Genomic DNA, 15,444 nt, shown 5'->3' on the forward strand with positions numbered 1-15,444 from the left:
GGAAAACAGATGACGAGGGTATTCATCCGGGACGGTTACCACTGCGGACAACACGATATTGTGGCAGAAGAGTATGTCGAGCAATTTGAAGCGACAGTACTGTTCGGGCGCACCCATGAGACAGGTTTACTCAATCATGCATGGATCAATGCTAAATTGCGTTTATTTTTGCTCTCAGGGGCAACGGGTATCGGTAAAACCGCTTTATTGCGTCACTGGTTACATACTTTACAAAAAAAGCACTGGCACGATGCCGAAGCTGTGTTTTTCTGGTCATTTTACCCACCGGATCTGACACAACCCTTACAGGATCCCGTAGAAGAATTCTTTCGCCATGCGCTGTATTGGTTTGGCGGTGAAGAATCAGCCAATGTTCCTAACTTGCTACAAGGCGAACATTTGGCAACGCTGATACAAGCACATCATACCTTGCTAATTTTGGATGGGCTGGAAACCCTGCAATTCAAAACTGGCAGTGCCGTTAACCAAGTCGGTGATCCACGCCTGAACAGATTGCTGGAGCGCTTAGCTGAACACAATCACGGCTTATGCGTTGTCGTCAGCCGTGCACCGTTACAACTTAACGTTGAGGCAGAAGGCATACAACGCCATGAGCTGGAGAAGCTACCCGTGGATGCCGCCGCTGCATACCTCAGTTACAAAGGCGTGCAAGGTGATACGGATAAACTGCGGCAAATCGCGGTGGATTACGGTCAAAATCCTCTAACCCTGAATTTGTTGGGTGGGTATCTGAGTGTTTGGCATTCAGGCAACTGGCTACAAATGGAAAAAATTCCCGTCCTGATGGATCAACATGCCGATGGACGCCAAGCGCGGCGCATTCTTGTCGCCAATGCGAGTAAACTTCATGGCAAACCTGGTGAGTCCATCCTGTACTTACTCAGCTTACTGTATCGCCCCATTCATCAGGATACCTTAGAAACCCTGTTAGGCAACCCACGTGTCCGGCTCAGGCTACCCTTTGGATGGTTTGGCAAGTTTCAGCAAGACCATTACGCACACGTAATAGGCAAATTCCAGCACTTGGGTCAGCGTAAACGCCAAGAAACACTGCAACAATTGCAAACCCTAGGTTTGCTGGAACAGTCAGAACACTGCTTAGCGTTACCACAATGGGTGCGGGAAGCTTATCAGCGTCAACTTCGCTTTGATTTACCGGTAACATGGAAAGAAACCAACCAACGTTTGATGAGTTTCTTTAAGGCACTTCCTAAAACCTCAATGACTGATGACTTAAGCAGCATCACACCACTGATACTGACACATAAATCTGTCAAAGTGGCAGAACCGTTTAACAAATGGTTGCCAGCACCACCAGAAACACACGCATTACCCTTAATCACAGCAGAAATAACCGCCGTTGAGCCGGTCAGTACTGACACTAACGTTCAACAACCTGCTATACCCGCCCCCCCCGCAGCGCCACCGATTACACTAGCACCAAGTGATAATAAACCGATCTTCGACCGTACAGATCTTAACAACATGCTTGAGCTAATGACGCAATTAACACGTTACCAGAACACATTACACACCTTGCAAATACGCACTAAAAAATACCAAAGACACATCAAGCAATTGGATAAAGAAGTACAAGTTATTACGTGACAATACCGTTACAGTTCAGGCTAATCCGCGTAAAATCGCTTCACGTATTTTGAAGGACTGTATTGCCATGATTGAATTACTCCCTCCGCCCAGTATTGTGCCACTGGATCACATCCTGCCTGATGAGCCGTTACTAATGATGGGCGCAGGGCCTGTGCCAATTCCGCAAAAAGTCGCGGCAGCAAACTCGATCGTTATTAATCACTTGGGCGAAACCATGAGCCGGGTGATTGAACAGGTCAAGGATATGGGGCGCTATGTGTTTCAAACCGAATCCAGCCACGTCATGGCGGTAAGTGGCCCCGGTTCCGCCGCAATGGAAATGGCGGTTGCCAATCTGGTGACACCCGGTTCACGGGTGCTGTGCATTACCAATGGTTATTTCAGCCAACGCATGGCAGAAATGGTGCGGCGGGTACGGGGAGAGCCGACCATTTTGGAAGCTCATCACAACGAAGGCGCGGATGTTGCCTTGGTCGAACGCGCTTTGCAGCAAGGGCAATTTGATGTAGTCACCCTAGTGCAAGGCGAAACTTCTAACACCGTGTGCAACAAAAACCTCAACCAAATCGCCAAGCTTGCCAAACGCTACGGCTGTCTGGTGATTGTTGATGCGGTGTGCACCCTAAGCACCATGCCATTGGCAATGGATAGCTGGCAGGTGGATGCGATTATTACCGGCGGGCAAAAAGGTTTGTCATCCATTCCGGGGGTGTCTTTGCTGGCATTTTCTGAATCGGCTTGGGCGAAAAAGATTGCGCCGCGCAAAGAGCTGCCATTCCACTGGTGTTTGGATGCGCAATTGGCGGATAAATTCTGGAACCAAAAATCTTACCATTACACCGCGCCGGTTTCTGGCATCCTCGCCTTGCACGAAGCGTTGCGCTTGGTGTGTGAGGAAACCTTACCGCAACGCTTTGAGCGCCATTTACGCTGTTCCGAAGCACTGCAAGCGGGGATCGAAACCATGGGTTTGCAGCTATTGATCGAAAAGCAGCATCGCTTGAATTCGGTGGTGGGGATTGTCGTGCCCGATCATGTGTCTGCCGATGTCGTCCGTGCGCACATGTCGAAAGTGCATAAGGTGGAAATTTCCGGCGCGTTTGGGCTGAATATCTTGCGTATCGGGCAAATGGGCGAACAAAGCCGCGCTTACAACCTGTTCCGCACCTTGCACGCACTCGGTTCGAGTATGCGGGCAGCAGGGGCAGAACTGGATTTGCCAGCGGGGATGGCAGAAATGGAACGGGTGTTGTCGGGCGAAGGTTAGGCTTTTTCCACGATAAAAATCACCCCGTCTACGCCGGTAACACGTACCCGTGTGCCGGATGGCAGATCGTCACCGCGTACTCGCCAAGCTGTGTCGCCGACGCGCATGGTGCCGCGCCCGTTGATAATCGCCTCGGTCAGGGTGTATTCCTTGCCGAGGTGACTGTGCAAACGGTTGTTGAGATCGGGCGTATCTGAATGAATATTCGCCTCACTGAAGCGCGATTTGCGCCAGCCAAAGACGCTCACCAGCGACACCAACGCGAAAATCAGGATTTGCCCGCTCAGCGGCAATGACGGGAAAAGCCACAAGGCGATACCGGTCACGATAGCACCAAACCCAAACCACATGACTAACATGGCAGGAATGAAGACTTCCAGCGCCATTAGCAACACACCGAAAATCAGCCAATGCCAGAATTCAAGCTGTTGCATGTCCATCAGGTTTTATCCTTCATCGCTTTCCAGAGTTCATTGATGCTGCCGATGGAACCCATCAGACCACTGGTATCCAGCGGCATGAAAATGGTTTTTTGCTGGTCGGAATCGGCAAATTTGCCCAGTGCTTCGACGTATTTTTGCGCCACAAAGTAGTTGAGGGCTTGCACATCGCCTTCTGCCACGGCTTTGGAAACCATTTGGGTGGCTTTGGCTTCGGCAAGGGCTTCGCGTTCGCGGGCTTCGGCACGCAGGAAGGCGGCGGTTTTCATGCCTTCGGCTTCAAGAATTTGCGCTTGCTTTTTGCCTTCGGACTCGGTGATTTGGGCGCGTTTTTGGCGTTCGGCGGTCATTTGCAGGTTCATGGCGCGTACCAGTTCGGCGGGCGGTTCGATGTCTTTGATTTCGACACGCAGCACTTTGACACCCCATGCGTTGGTGGCTTCATCCACAATGGCGAGTACCCGTGCGCCGATTTCATCGCGCTTGCTTAACAGGTGGTCAAGTTCCAAGCCGCCGCACACCGAACGCAAATTGGTCATGATCAGGTTGAGAATCGCGTGTTGCAGGTTAGCTACCTCATACGAGGCTTTGGCGGGGTCAAACACTTGGTAGAACACCACACCGTCGATATTGACGTTGGCGTTATCGGCGGTAATGACTTGTTGGGGAAGGATGTCGAGCACTTGTTCCATCATATTCACTTTGCGCCCGACGCGGTAAATCACCGGAATAATCAAACCTAAACCGGGTTGCAGGGTAGTAACGTAACGCCCAAAGCGCTCGACGGTGTAATTGTAGCCTTGTGGTACCATTTTAACGCCCATGAAAATGAGCGCGGCGATGAAGACTAGGATGGCGATGGCAAATTCAGTCATGAATAGCTCCTTGCAGATGCGGTGGATTTGTTGTTGGTATGCGGTATCAGTGTAGTCCTGCGAGGGGCAAAGGGCGACTATTTCCAGATGAAGATGAGGTTAATGGTTGAGGGCGGCAAGCTCCTTTTCGATGGCTTCCAGATCTTCCCGCTTTTTTTTCATGACGTAGGCCATGTGTATTTTTTCTTCGATATGGGTTTCGTGATCGTATTGTTCCAGCACCGCTTGGTGAATCGCGTAAATACGTTGCCAACGAGTTTTCAGGCCGTCCAGTTTGGCTTGGGTGATGAAGTCCAATGCTGCGACGGGGGCAGCAGGCGTATTTTGCAGGAGGGTGGCAAGTGTCCACTGGGTTGGGAGAGCGGGGTCACGGGTGAAAAGCCCCCAGTCCCAAGAGCCGGTACTGGCTTGTGGGATGGTGTCGATGTCCAGTGAGCGGGGAGCGCGGTTTTCACTGACCAGGGTCATCGAACCGGCACGGGCGAAGGCTTCGGCAAGCGTTACCTTGTCCGGTTTGGTGAGCAGGTTTGCGTAGAATTCGTAGGCAAACAGGGCGGCTAGGTGGTCATTGATGTAGTTGTGGGTGGCAATGACGCAGGGGATGCCCGCTTCTAGGAACAGCTTGGCTTGTTCGGCACTGTTGCAGCCGTTGAGGAATAGCAGCTCGGGTTTGTGCTGCCAGGTGTGGAGGATGTCGGCGATGTGGCGGGCGTAGACGAGTTCGTCGTCGGCTTGCAGTTGCTCAGCACTGCTGTGTCCGGCGAAATGCAACAGGCTGACCTGATCGGTGAGGCGGCGCAATTCTTCCGTGAGGATGCTACGGGTGAGGTAGGGTTCGTAGGCTACGGTGGTTTGCAACTGGGGGGCGTTGCTGAAAAGCTGCTTGAGGCGGCTGAGTTCGGCGGGGACAGATTCCAGCGGGTGGCGTTTACTTTTAGCACCGAGGAGGAGGATGGTCATTGGCTTGCCCTTTGTCTGGTGATGCACGCGTATTGCCCACTATTTTAGTACAGCGAATAGTGGATTTCTTTGGTGTAACATTCAGAGTGCAATATTATTGAAGAAAATGATTAAAATTCAATCATTTCTTTCTGATCAAAGCAACTACACTCGTATGATTACCTTCTTCAAATTTTGCATCTCATCTAGTACTTATAAAATACTTATAAAAAAACCAAAAGCATGGCCACTATACAGTAAATAAAATAATGCAAGCCTTATCAACTACCTCATTGGTAGTTACACACAATAAAAATGAGGGGGAAACACGATAAATAGCACCTTGTTAGTGGTAAGGAGTGAGTCATGTTTTATTTTTTAAAAACTATTCGAGAAGTCAATAGATATATTGTATTTTCTGTCATGGGATTAGTATTGATTGGCTGTGCAGCGGCTCTTGTTGGCGTAGTGGCTAGTTCGTCGGGTGTTGTCACGGGTGCTGGGGCTGTACTTGCGACTAATCAATTGAAAGTATTGCCCGCTGCGATACTGCCATTTACCTCCGAACTTAACCGTGCAGTTATAGCCCCTGATGGATCGCGACTCTATGCGGTTGATCGCTTGCATAATACACTGAATGTTTACGATACAGCGTCACGCAAACTAATAAAGGTTATTGATATTCCTGAAATCGTTGATAATCGTTGGGGAAATCAGTTTGCCAACAGGCTCATTGTTGCCAATTTAGCAATAAGTTCAGATGGTACAAAGCTCTATATTACCTGTCCCGGTGTGCAACAACTGGTTGTCATTGATACGGCGACATTAAGCATTGTTAAAACAGTGCCAGATATTGGCGTTAACCCAGTTTCTATCAGCGTATCCGCCAGTAATAACCAGATATACATAGCGAGCGAAGGATTCATTCCTGGTGTGGATACTGGCGGCAGTCCTAGCACCATTCCTGAAAAAAATGGCAACGTTGTCATTGTTGATTCCAATACATGGCAGCTAACCAACCTGTCAACACTGGTCAATGAAGTCACGAGTGAACCAGCCATTACCTTTAAACACCCGTCGTCTTTAGCACCGTCACCGGATGGCAAATATCTTTATGTCACCGATAAAGGTAATAATGCGTTATTCAGAATTAATCTTGCCAATGGTCAAGGTAGAAAAATTAGTGATGAGTCTCAACCGAGCCACGTTGCCGTGACGCCTAGTGAAGTGGGTTTGATTTTAGTAAGTAACAGTGGTGATGGCACTGTTTCCGTGATTAATAGTCAGAGTTTAGGGCGTAAACTACTGAGTGATACAGGAATCAGCCCGACCAAGGAAAAACCCGGCTTTATCGCAATCAGCCCGGATGGAAAATGGGCTTTCGTTGCAAATATCGGTAAGAGTGATGGCTCTATCAGTGATTCAACACAAAGAGAATGTGCAAATGCTGGGCTATCACGTTCCGTTAGTGTTATTGATCTTAAAACCCAACAAGTGTTAGCAGGAAGCCCCTTGACGGTTGATGCTGAAATAGCAGGGATGGCTATTTACGGTCATCAAAACGATAAGAGCAAGAATGAGTTTGACATACAGAAAGCTTATCTTGCTGCGACCTGCCCGAATGGCGATTTGCGTGATGATAATTCAATTAATAGGATGTCAGAAATTGATATAACACTGTTAGCAAGTAATCCGGGGCAAGCAGTCACGCCGATTGAAATTCCAAGTAAGAAATCAGCTTTTGCCATTGCGGTTAAACCTGACGGTTCAGAGGTTTATGTGGTTCATGCAGATGCTATCACAGTGATTGATGCGAACTCCCGACAAAAATCAGCCTCGATTGCCGCAAGAGGATCTGGCCCATTCGATCTTGATGTTGCCAATGATGTGTTAGTAACTACCAATACAGGTGCTAACAGTGCTTCTTTTGTGGATACAAGCACCTGGACTCCTCTGACGACTATACGGAGCTTGTTAGCACCTGCTTCAGTGGTTGCTGCTAGTAATGGTCAGGCATATGTGGCTAATACCGGAACTTTTCAAACGCCCGGAAAATCCATCTCCGTTATTGGCTTAAGAACAGGGGTACAGGAGAGGGAGTTGACCACGGCATCATTAACAGCACCATTTTCTCTCGCAGTAACACCAAATGGAACCAGTTTGATTGCAGGATATGCAGGGGGATTTACTGATTATCTTCCATTTACTCCTCAAAGTGGTATTAGCCTTTTTGGCGCTACATCTTCGACTGGATTAAGAATCCCCCCACCTAATTTTGGTTATGAAGAATCTACACGCATTATTGCGCCTAGTAATAATTTTATTTTTGCTACTTCATACGGGGCAATAAATAATTCTTCTCGAAATGAGATGTTGTATTCAAATATAAATGAGACTGCCCCCACCTCTGTTAGCCTGTTTGGTTCAACAGATTTAAACGAGAAGCAGCCTTTACCTATTGATATTGAGTATTTCCCCATAGAGGCGACTCCCACCGAGGCAGCTAAAGGTAAAGTGGCTGTATTGGATTATCTAGGAAAACCTACAGGAACTTATCCCGACGACATTTATTCTGGAGCTTCAGTTTCTGTATTTGATGTGACATTGGGAACTGATGGCAAAATAACAAAAGTTGAACTTGCCGCTTTCGTCGGCGGTAAGCCCAACCCTGTACTTGTTGGCAATCACGCGGCATCGTCCATGCTACTTGCTGCTGATGATGCGAAGGGAACGAATCTTCGCGCTTTCGTAGTGAATAGCGGTGACAAGCAGTTTAGTAGATGCACAGACACAGACAAGAAAGTTAAATCCTGTGGTACAGGCAATAGTGTAACGGTTGTGGATATGACAACAGGAACCGTCAATAAAATCATTGAGCGTATTGGTGATAAGCCCATGGATATTGTGCAGGCAAATGGTAAAGCTTATGTCCCCGCTTATTTCTCCAATCATGTGGCGGTCATTAACCTTGCTTCAGAAACCGTGGAAAGAACCATTCCCGTCGGCAACGGGCCTGTCAAGGTAACAGCAGATCAGGGTAAGGTGTATGTCGCCAACTCTATAGACGGCACGGTGACAGTCATTGACGCATTAACTGATCAAGTGATCCAACCTGCTTTGGCAGTAAACCCTTGATAGGACAATCACCATGGGGGCAAGGTTATTACTGGCGATAGTGGTATTTATGGCTGGTCTGGCTGGCTGTTCCTCCATGGGGGTAGCCAAGCTGGATTGCAGCAATCAAACCAAGGATGTATGGGTTGCGGCTGAATGCCGGTTTATAGCAACTGACTATGCAGGGGCATTACAGGATTACCAACGTATTGCTGCTACCCCAGCAACAAAAGTCCAAGTTGCTAACAAGCTGCAACCCCATGTGGAAACCCTCATCACCAAAGGAAAACTGCTGGTCGCACGGGATTATCTGGACACTGGGCTGGCGTTGGCGCGTGCCGTGAATGACCAGCGTTTGACCGCCTCCTACCTCATGCTATTGGGTGAATTAGCCTACCGGCTTGGCGACTATGACAAAGCCAAGTCGTACATGGAACAAGCGCAACCCTTACTGAAACAAACTGACCAACCCTTATTCGCGATCCGCAATAGGAATAATCTAGGGAATACGCTCAGCAACCTTGGTCAGTTTGATAAAGCGGAACAAGCCTTGGATCAGGCACTGGCGGATGCGATTGCCCAGAACGACCACGCCCATATTGCCCAAACCCTGAATAACCAAGGTGGTTTATTTTATAACCTGCGCCGTTACGCCAAGGCCATGATTGTACTGGAGCAGGCGGAAGCGCACGCCATCAAAGCACAACACACCCGTTTGCAGCTTTACGCCGCCGCTACCAAAGGCGCGGTGTTACGTCAGCAAGGCGATTTCGTCAAAGCTTTGCAGGAATACGAACGTGCCTTAACGATAAGCAAGCGTTTTCCTGCGGAGTTACAGCATGAAATTGGCACGAGCAAACGGGTTATCGCCGAGTTACTGATCTACTCGCCTGAGAATGATCACACTAAAAATCTGGCGCTTGCCGAACAATACCTGCAAGAGGCTTTGGTTTTGCACCGTGAAAATCCCATCGAAATGGGTTTGGCGCTCAATCATCTGGGTGAAATCTCCTTGGAAAGGCATGATGTTCCAACCGCTATCCGTTACTTTGAACAAGGTTTGCAAAACTACCAAGCATTGGACTATCCAGACGGTGTGGGGCGTAGCCACCTCAATATCGGACGGGCGCATAATGCCGGTGGCCAATACCCAAAAGCGCTTCAGGCACTGGATAAAGCCAATGAAATCTATACCCGTTTAAGGGATCGTGAGTGGCTGCGCGTGGGGTTATATGAACGTGCGCTTGCCTATGAACGGCTGGGCAAGATTGATCTGGCGGAACGGGATTATAAAGCCTCCGTGGATAATCTGGAGTCGATCCGTGGCGATGTGCATGGGGATCAGGTGGCGCAGGAGCTGTTCACCGAAGTCAATAGCAATGTGTATGAACGCTTGGTATCGCTGCTAATGGAGAAAGGGGATATTGCGGGGGCGCTGGAATACATTGAGCGTAGTCGCTTGCGGGCGCTGGATGAATATATGCTGAGTAGCAGAGGGGGGGACTCTGATTCCAACTCAGCAGAGAGTGATACAAATACTAAAGACGCATTAACGAGGGAAAAAATAAAAGAACTCCGTGAACAAGCCGCCAAATCTTTGTTAGAGGGTGGTAAAGGCGTAAAAACATTAATGGATACCGCAGCAAAAGAGTTTCAGGATAGGCAGAAAGACATTACCCAAAAAGTTACACTAGAGTTCGCGACAACTTCAGTCAACAAAGCTAGTAACTTACCACCAGATACGGCTGTCATTACCTATTTTCCAGCCATCAAAGCAACTTATGCTTTTGTATCGCGTGGCGGGCGTAAGCCTGTTGCTTATACTCTAGCCAATTTGGATCAAGCAAAGTTGCATGACTACGTTCTTTCCGCTCGAAGCTATCTACAGCATAAAGAAAATACTTCAGGTAAGGAGATTCTGGCTTCACTGTATACCATTTTTATTTCACCTATAGAGGAGATGATCCAAGACAACCAAACACTCATAATTTATCCACATGATTATCTTACATACATACCTTTTGAAGCTTTGATTTCGCCAGACCAGAAATACTTGGTTGAAAGCAAACGTGTGACGTATGCACATTCGATAAACGACTTATACGATGCTTTTGATAAAAATCGATCTGGTATAAATTTGCAATCAGTAGCTGTTTTTGCTAACCCGCAACCGCTACCCGCAGGGCTAAAAGAACTCGCTAACGCAGAAAAAGAGGCGGACAAAATTAAAGAAAATCTCCCCCAAAGTTTGGTTAAGGTTCTAAAAGGTGAGCAAGCGACAGAACAAGCTTTCAAGGAAGAATGGGGTAAACACGAAATTATACATGTGGCAGCGCACGGGAAAGCCTCACCGGAGGAATCAGTTTTATATTTGGCAAAAGGTAATTCCCAAAATGAAGATGGGAAACTGACGCAAGATGATATGCCTGATTTAGGTGATGATTCCATAGAGAGTTCTGGAAAGGTTCAATTAGTGGTTTTGTCTGCTTGTGAAACTGCGGTAGATTCAAACGTGACCAACGCTCCCATGGGTGAATCAGTTGCTAAGCTTGGATTAGCAGGTATGGTGCATCAGTTTGCCTCCACAGGTGTGCCATCCAAAATCGGTTCATTGTGGGAGGTCAATGACGCATCAACGTCAGTTTTGATGGGCGACATGTACAAATTCATAGGGAAACAGGGAAAAATGAAAGTACCCTATGATGCTTTTCGGGATGCACAATTGGAAATGATTAAAGGTGGTGGTATTCCCAGTCACCCCTTTTACTGGGCAGGCTTCGTCTATTTTGGTGTTCCTCAATAAGGTTTGGCATTGATGTTAATACACTGGGCAAAACAGATTACTTTTGTTATCACCCTGCTGATGTCCAGCCAACTTTGGGCAGGTGATTGCGGCATCCCTTTCCGGTTGGCTTTGCAACAAGAACAGGATCTCTATTTCCAGGGCGATGAAGCCAATCTGACCCTGCAACTGCTGGATGACAACGGACAACGGGTTGTTCCCTGCCAAGCGCAGACAGTCCGGCTGGCAATCACCAATCCGGCAAAGCAAATTACCGAGAAAGTGCTGACCTTGCCGCAAGGGACATCAACCCTAAAGGTTCCGGTCAAACTGGACTCGCTGGGTTTGTACCGCTTTGCCGCCAAAAACGACAGGCTGTATTCAGCCGTGTTACACCTGATCAGCAAAGACCCTAAAACACTGACGGATAAGGACAAAACAGAGATTGTGCGCGGCGGTTCCAGTGCTGATGAGGAATGCCCTCCTTTGGAAATGCTGGATCGAATGACACCTTGGGAGATTACTTTAGTGGCAAATTCAGAGGAAGGTGTTCCTGCTAATGGCAAAGATTCAGTAACGATCGAAGCCATGATCAGCAGTAATCAGAATTACATTGATCATGATGTGGGAATCATTCTGGAAGCACTGGGTGGAACGTTATCCACCCCCTCCATTACCATCCCACGTTGTAAATACAATGGCAAAGTCCAACTAACATCTAATAAACCGGGGCTGGTGACAGTGAATTTCAAGAAATCTGTCGGTGCTAATATGCAACCAATTGACGATGGCAAGGTTGAAGTCAAGTTCATTCCGCCGGTCAAGGGGATCAAACTGAAAGCACCGGACAACCTGCAATTGCTGGAAAAGGCTGCTGTCGCCATCGGGCTGGTGGATGATGAAGGTCGACCAGTACCCAGCACTGAATACCCGGTTGAGCTTAGAGTTTCAGGCAATGCCCGGCTAGAGTCGGAAAATTACTGCGAAGACAAAGCCACCAGCAACGACAATGCTACGAGAACCGTTTGTTTTCCTGAAGGAAAATCGCATATCGACGCCCGTTTAATTCCATTGGCTGCCGGGGAGATTGACATTGACGCCAGTGCTGCCCGCTTGAGTGGGGCGCAGACCCGCATTCAGGTGATATGGCCGGTATTCCATCTGCTATTGGCGGTGGTGGGCGGAATGATGGGCGGTGTTATACTGTCTGTTAGGTATTATTGGCGGCAAAAGCAGCACCATGTGCCGCCGACGCTAAAGCTCATGCCTGTTTTCGTGGGCGCAATCGTGGGGGCGAGTATTTATTTCCTGCTGTTAGGTCTGGTTCCAATGGAAATTTCGATTCCAGCATGGTTAAAAACCTATCAGGGCAGTTTTGCGATTGCGTTGCTGGGCGGTAGTGGATTCGCCGCGATTGCCCTATTGTCAGGGCTTAGTGATAGTATGGAAAATAAAGTCATAGAACCCATGCTGAGTAAAATACGGGAAAAGCGTTGTGCCGCTTTGGTGGATAAATTAAACCGCCTGTATGAGCAATACGATGTTGAAACGCATGTAGAGGAAAGAATACGCATGGAACGTATTATTGCCGAAACCGAAGCAAGCATAACAAAACTCCAAGGAGGATCTCATGTTTAAAGCACTTATCCTGAGTCAGGTGGAAGGCAAAACCCACGCAGAAATCCGCCGCCTTAATGTTGACAATTTGCCTGAAGGCGAAGTCTTAGTCGACATTGCCTATTCATCGCTCAATTACAAAGATGGCCTTGCGGTCACGGGTACTGGCAAAATTATCCGCAACTTCCCAATGGTTCCGGGGATTGATTTTGCGGGGACAGTCGCCGAATCCGCATCCGACCGCTTCAAACCGGGTGATCAGGTGATCCTCACCGGCTGGGGGGTCGGCGAACGCCACTGGGGTGGTTTTGCCCAGAAAGCGCGGGTCAAAGCTGATTGGTTAGTCCCCATGCCAGCGGGCTTGGATGCCAAACAAGCAATGATCATCGGCACCGCAGGCTTTACCGCCATGTTGTGTGTGATGGCGCTGGAAGAATCGGGGGTTACCCCCGATTCCGGCAACCTGGTAGTCACGGGTGCAGCAGGCGGTGTGGGCAGCGTGTCGGTATTGCTGCTGTCACAACTCGGCTACGCGGTCACGGCGGTATCCGGTCGCCCGGAAACGCAAGATTTCCTGACGGGTTTGGGCGCAAAAGCCTTTATTTCACGCGAAGAAATGAGCCGACCGGCACATCCCTTAGAAAGCCAAAACTGGGCCGGTGCGGTGGATGTGGTCGGTGGCAACACCTTGGCACGGGTTTTGGCTGAAATGCAATACGGCGGCACGGTGGCGGCTTGCGGTTTAGCCGGAGGTTTCGAGCTGAACACCACAGTCATGCCGTTCATTTTACGCAATGTCAGCCTGCGCGGGGTGGATTCAGTGAGTTGCCCGCCAGCACGGCGGCTGCGTGCATGGGAACGCCTTGCTGCTGCCATGCCACCGAGTGCCTATGCCGAATTGGGTTGCGCGATTGCCTTGGAAGAAGTGCCGCAAGCCGCCAAAGACATTTTGGCAGGGCGCATTCAGGGGCGGCTATTGGTGAATTTGAACCTGTGATGCAGCGGAAACACACCATAACACCTGTGCAACTGACCTTCGCACCACCGGCGTTGGCGTGCCGCGATGCACTTTCCGCCGTCGTGCCAATCGGGGATAGTTTGTGGGTTGCTAACGATGAAACCACCCATCTGGAACGCCTCACCTACCAAGGTGAAACACCGGATGGCAACCCGCATTATGCCGCCCACACCCGTATTAACCTGCATGACTACCTGAAACTGCCCGTTGCAGCCGCTGCCGCTGACAACGAAGTCGATGTGGAAGGCTTGGCCTGTGCCGATGGTTATTTGTGGCTCGTTGGTTCGCATAGCCTCAAGCGTAAACAGCCCAAATCCGGTAATGCCAGCAAAGGTATTGAACGGCTGGCAACGCTGACTACTGACGCTAACCGTTACTTGTTAGCGCGTATCCCATGGGTGCAAGAACATGGGAACACCACCTTGCAAGCACCTGCTGCACAATTACCGATCCACAAAGACGGTAATGCGCTGCTGGATGCGTTGCACGATGACCCGCACCTCGGCGCATTCCTGCGTATTCCCGGTAAGGATAACGGTTTCGACATCGAAGGGCTGGCCGTGGTGGGTCAGCGCGTGTTTCTCGGTTTGCGCGGCCCAGTGTTGCGTGGTTGGGCGGTAATTCTGGAATTGGCGGTGGAAGCCGCTAATGACGCACCCTCTACCTTGCAGCTAGTCAAGATAGGTAAAGGCAAGCGCCCTTACCGCAAGCATTTTCTGCCACTCAATGGTTTAGGGGTGCGGGATTTGTGCGTACAGGGCAATGATTTGCTGATTCTGGCAGGGCCAACCATGAGTATTGACGGGCCGGTGCGAGTCTACCGTTGGTTAGGTGGGGCAAACCCGAATGCTGACAGCCTAGTCACAACAGAAGCCTTACAGATTGTGACTGAAATCCCCCACGGTCACGGCGATGACCATGCCGAAGGCATGTGTTTGTGGCAGCAGGCGGATGGGCAGGATGCGCTGTTAATGGTGTATGACAATGCGGCACAAGCGCGGAAGCGGGGCAAAGACGGTGTATTAGCCGATCTTTTCCCAATCACAAGCGGTTGAACGTTTTATAGTCACACACTTGCAAGTCAAGCAAACCCATTCCAATATACACATATTACGTGTACACGGAGACTGTGCCATGAATATCACTCTGTCTGTTGACGACACGCTTGTGACAGAAGCTCGTCGGGTTGCTACGACGATGGGCAAAAGCCTGAATCAGATTATCCGCGAATATCTGGAACACTTAACCCGCCAGCAAAAAACCGAGGCTGATTTCGATGAATTCGCCGCGTTGTGTGGGCAGGGTAACTCGCACGGCTGGAGATTCAATCGGGATGAATTGCATGAAAGAACGTAGCTTTCTCGATACCAATATCCTGCTCTACACCGATGACAGCAAAGAGCCGGAGAAGCAGGCGCAAGCCCTCGCCCTGTTGAAATCCGGCTGGCAAACCGGCAATGCGGTTATTTCCACGCAGGTGTTGCAGGAATATTTTGCCGCTGCCACACGCAAACTGTCAGTACCTGTAGAAACCGCCCGTCGCAAGATCGAATTGCTCAGTGCGCGTGCGGATGTGTTTAGTATTGCACCTGACGATATTGTGCAAGCGATTGATTTGCATCGCCTACACAACTTTTCATTTTGGGATTCACTGATTGTACGCATGGCGCAGAAAAGTGCTTGTACCGTGCTGTTGTCGGAAGACATGCAGGATGGGCGGGTGATCGGTAATGTGCGGATTGTGAATCCGTTTGCTTGAC

12 protein-coding genes are annotated in these 15,444 nt (G+C 49.4%); 9 read left to right on the top strand and 3 right to left on the bottom strand.

All coding sequences use genetic code 11. The features are described from left to right. Positions 1–9 precede the first annotated feature (9 nt). Both BLV87_RS13825 and BLV87_RS13830 read left to right on the top strand, forming a co-directional pair. Positions 10–1,629, top strand: a complete 1,620-nt coding sequence (locus tag BLV87_RS13825; RefSeq protein WP_093069615.1) for an NACHT domain-containing protein — start codon at positions 10–12, stop codon at positions 1,627–1,629. 67 nt (positions 1,630–1,696) lie between these two features. After that, positions 1,697–2,899: a pyridoxal-phosphate-dependent aminotransferase family protein gene (locus BLV87_RS13830; RefSeq protein WP_093069617.1), complete on the top strand. Its 1,203-nt coding sequence runs from the start codon at positions 1,697–1,699 to the stop codon at positions 2,897–2,899. On the opposite strand, the gene BLV87_RS13835 is transcribed toward BLV87_RS13830, so the two are convergent. From BLV87_RS13835 to BLV87_RS13845, 3 genes are all read right to left on the bottom strand, one after another. Beyond that, positions 2,896–3,339 (bottom strand): NfeD family protein, encoded by a 444-nt coding sequence (locus BLV87_RS13835; protein WP_093069618.1) that lies wholly within the window; start codon positions 3,337–3,339, stop codon positions 2,896–2,898. The genes BLV87_RS13830 and BLV87_RS13835 overlap by 4 nt on opposite strands. Then, complete coding sequence (locus BLV87_RS13840) at positions 3,339–4,214, bottom strand: SPFH domain-containing protein (protein ID WP_093069620.1); 876 nt, start codon at positions 4,212–4,214, stop codon at positions 3,339–3,341. Before BLV87_RS13840 ends, BLV87_RS13835 begins: the two co-directional genes overlap by 1 nt. A gap of 99 nt (positions 4,215–4,313) precedes the next feature. Further along, positions 4,314–5,174, bottom strand: a complete 861-nt coding sequence (locus tag BLV87_RS13845) for a CHAT domain-containing protein (protein WP_093069621.1) — start codon at positions 5,172–5,174, stop codon at positions 4,314–4,316. 345 nt (positions 5,175–5,519) lie between these two features. Here BLV87_RS13845 and BLV87_RS13850 point away from each other — a divergent pair, with 345 nt between their 5' ends. The 7 genes from BLV87_RS13850 (at position 5,520) to BLV87_RS13880 (ending at position 15,443) form a co-directional block, all read left to right on the top strand. After that, positions 5,520–8,288 carry a hypothetical protein gene (locus BLV87_RS13850; protein WP_093069623.1) on the top strand — a complete coding sequence of 923 codons (2,769 nt, stop codon included), beginning with the start codon at positions 5,520–5,522 and terminating at the stop codon, positions 8,286–8,288. A 13-nt stretch (positions 8,289–8,301) separates the two neighbouring features. Beyond that, positions 8,302–11,070: a CHAT domain-containing protein gene (locus BLV87_RS13855; protein WP_093069625.1), complete on the top strand. Its 2,769-nt coding sequence runs from the start codon at positions 8,302–8,304 to the stop codon at positions 11,068–11,070. Between the two features lie 12 nt (positions 11,071–11,082). Next, positions 11,083–12,687 (top strand): hypothetical protein, encoded by a 1,605-nt coding sequence (locus BLV87_RS13860; RefSeq protein ID WP_093069627.1) that lies wholly within the window; start codon positions 11,083–11,085, stop codon positions 12,685–12,687. Next, positions 12,680–13,663, top strand: a complete 984-nt coding sequence (gene acuI, locus BLV87_RS13865) for an acrylyl-CoA reductase (NADPH) (protein WP_093069628.1) — start codon at positions 12,680–12,682, stop codon at positions 13,661–13,663. The genes BLV87_RS13860 and acuI overlap by 8 nt, the downstream gene beginning before the upstream one ends. Beyond that, positions 13,663–14,739, top strand: a complete 1,077-nt coding sequence (locus BLV87_RS13870; RefSeq protein WP_093069630.1) for a DUF3616 domain-containing protein — start codon at positions 13,663–13,665, stop codon at positions 14,737–14,739. Before acuI ends, BLV87_RS13870 begins: the two co-directional genes overlap by 1 nt. 79 nt (positions 14,740–14,818) lie before the next feature. Beyond that, entirely contained in the window at positions 14,819–15,040 is a 222-nt protein-coding gene (locus BLV87_RS13875) for a hypothetical protein (RefSeq protein ID WP_093069632.1), read from the top strand. Beyond that, positions 15,027–15,443 (top strand): PIN domain-containing protein, encoded by a 417-nt coding sequence (locus BLV87_RS13880; RefSeq protein ID WP_093069633.1) that lies wholly within the window; start codon positions 15,027–15,029, stop codon positions 15,441–15,443. Before BLV87_RS13875 ends, BLV87_RS13880 begins: the two co-directional genes overlap by 14 nt. Position 15,444: the final 1 nt, after the last annotated feature.

The organism is Thiothrix caldifontis (assembly GCF_900107695.1).
In the GTDB taxonomy this organism is placed as follows: domain Bacteria; phylum Pseudomonadota; class Gammaproteobacteria; order Thiotrichales; family Thiotrichaceae; genus Thiothrix; species Thiothrix caldifontis.

Excerpts from the sequence above, each read along its gene's own strand:
- BLV87_RS13880 (WP_093069633.1), top strand. The coding sequence starts at position 15,027 with ATGAAAGAACGTAGCTTTCTCGATACCAATATCCTGCTCTACACCGAT.
- acuI (WP_093069628.1), top strand. The coding sequence starts at position 12,680 with ATGTTTAAAGCACTTATCCTGAGTCAGGTGGAAGGCAAAACCCACGCA.
- BLV87_RS13840 (WP_093069620.1), bottom strand. The coding sequence starts at position 4,214 with ATGACTGAATTTGCCATCGCCATCCTAGTCTTCATCGCCGCGCTCATT.
- BLV87_RS13850 (WP_093069623.1), top strand. The coding sequence starts at position 5,520 with ATGTTTTATTTTTTAAAAACTATTCGAGAAGTCAATAGATATATTGTA.
- BLV87_RS13830 (WP_093069617.1), top strand. The coding sequence starts at position 1,697 with ATGATTGAATTACTCCCTCCGCCCAGTATTGTGCCACTGGATCACATC.
- BLV87_RS13825 (WP_093069615.1), top strand. The coding sequence starts at position 10 with ATGACGAGGGTATTCATCCGGGACGGTTACCACTGCGGACAACACGAT.
- BLV87_RS13845 (WP_093069621.1), bottom strand. The coding sequence starts at position 5,174 with ATGACCATCCTCCTCCTCGGTGCTAAAAGTAAACGCCACCCGCTGGAA.
- BLV87_RS13860 (WP_093069627.1), top strand. The coding sequence starts at position 11,083 with ATGTTAATACACTGGGCAAAACAGATTACTTTTGTTATCACCCTGCTG.
- BLV87_RS13870 (WP_093069630.1), top strand. The coding sequence starts at position 13,663 with ATGCAGCGGAAACACACCATAACACCTGTGCAACTGACCTTCGCACCA.
- BLV87_RS13855 (WP_093069625.1), top strand. The coding sequence starts at position 8,302 with ATGGGGGCAAGGTTATTACTGGCGATAGTGGTATTTATGGCTGGTCTG.
- BLV87_RS13835 (WP_093069618.1), bottom strand. The coding sequence starts at position 3,339 with ATGGACATGCAACAGCTTGAATTCTGGCATTGGCTGATTTTCGGTGTG.
- BLV87_RS13875 (WP_093069632.1), top strand. The coding sequence starts at position 14,819 with ATGAATATCACTCTGTCTGTTGACGACACGCTTGTGACAGAAGCTCGT.